The sequence below is a fragment of the Streptomyces sp. NPDC060209 genome (genome assembly GCF_042728155.1).
In the GTDB taxonomy this organism is placed as follows: Bacteria; Actinomycetota; Actinomycetes; order Streptomycetales; family Streptomycetaceae; genus Streptomyces.
In genome coordinates, this window is the sequence record NZ_JBHWZS010000564.1 from 1 (window position 1) to 1748 (window position 1748).

Consider the following 1748-nt stretch of genomic DNA (forward strand, 5'->3'; position numbering starts at 1 on the left):
GACGAACTGGCCGACGTGCTGGCCGACGTAAAGCCACAGACAGCGACTGTCCCCATGTATTCGTCGGTGGACGGACGTTGGGTCGAGGGCGCGGAGCTGGACGCCGGCTACTGGTTCCGCAACCTGCGGCAGACCGTGCGCTTCGCCGACGCGACCGCCGCCCTGATCGCAGAGGGCTTTCAGGCGTTCGTCGAGGTGAGCGCACATCCCGTCCTGGCGCACAGCATTCAGGAGACCCTGGACGAACAGCCGGAATTCCCGAGCGTGGTCACCGGGACCCTTCGCCGTGACGACGGCGGACCGGACCGGATCCTGCTCTCCGCCTCTGAACTCCACGTCCGTGGGATTCCGGTCGACTGGTCGACTTCGTACGGTGAACCGGCCCCCGAACGCGTTGAGTTGCCCACATACGCCTTCCAGCACGAGCACTACTGGCTATCCGGCGGCCGGGGGAGCGGTGACCTCGGTGCGGTCGGGCTCCGGGCGGCCGACCACCCGTTGCTGGGTGCGGTGGTGCATCTGCCGGAAGCCGGCGGAGCATTGCTCACCGGCCGGCTGTCGCTCAAGGACCATCCCTGGCTCGCTGACCACACGGTGGCGGGGACTGTGCTCGTCCCCGGGGCCGCGTTGCTGGAGCTCGCCCTGCGCGCCGCGGACGAAGCAGATCTGGGGGCGGTCGAAGAACTCGCCATCGAGGCCCCGCTCGCCCTTCCTGAACAGGGTGCTGTGCAGATACGGGTCACCGTCGCCGACGAGGACCTGCGTGCCGATGAGCAACCGGACCGGCCACTGCTCGACCTCGCCGAACGCCGTACCGTCGCGGTGTACTCCCGCCCCGAGAACGCCGATGTGACAGGACCATGGACACGGCACGCGAGCGGGTTCCTGTCCTCGAACGCTCCTGCTCCCCTCGTCCAGTCTGCGCAGTGGCCTCCGGTGGGTGCGGTGGCGGTGTCGGTGGATGGGTTCTACGAGGGGTTGGCGGAGCAGGGGTATGTGTACGGTCCGGCGTTCCAGGGTGTGCGTGCTGCGTGGCGGCGGGGCCGGGAGGTGTTCGCGGAGCTGGCGTTGCCGGAGGCGCTGATCGCGGAGGCGGGGAGGTTCGGGGTGCATCCCGCGCTTCTGGACGCGGCCCTGCAAGCGGCGAACTTCGGGGCGGCACCGACGGCCGAACCGGGGCAGGTACTCCTGCCGTTCGCATGGAACGACGTCTCTCTGCACGCGGTCGGTGCGACGGCCCTGCGCGTGCACGCCCGACCGGCCGACAGCGAGGGTGTGTCCTTCACCCTCACGGACGGCGCCGGGCAGTCCGTCGCCGAGATCGGTTCACTCGTGCTCCGATCCGTCCTTGCCGATCAGTCGGCCCGCGCCGACACCACGGTGCGGGACTCGCTGTACCGCGTGGACTGGCACCCGGCGGCTGCCTCGCCCGCTCCGGGGGCAGAGGCCGTACTGCCGGAGAACATTCTCGATCTGACGACCGAGCCGTCGACGCAAGGTCCGCAGGCCGCGCACGACCTGGTGGTGCGGACACTCGCCGCCCTCCAGAGCCGGGCGGATCAATCGGATCCGGGCGCCCAGCCGTTCGTCGTGCTCACCCGGAATGCCACTGCTGGTGATCCGGCGGGGGCTGCGGTGTGGGGGTTGGTGCGTTCGGTGCAGTTGGAGCAGCCGGGCCGGGTGGTGCTGGTGGATGTGGACGGTGGCTCGGTGGCTGATGTGGCCGGGTTGCTGCCGGGTGTGGTGGC

1 protein-coding gene is annotated in these 1748 nt (G+C 69.9%); it reads left to right on the forward strand.

Annotated elements, in window-relative coordinates; genetic code table 11:
• Positions 1-1748 (forward strand): polyketide synthase dehydratase domain-containing protein (locus ACFWFI_RS42595; protein ID WP_387401325.1); only part of this gene is annotated, 1748 nt, incomplete at both ends.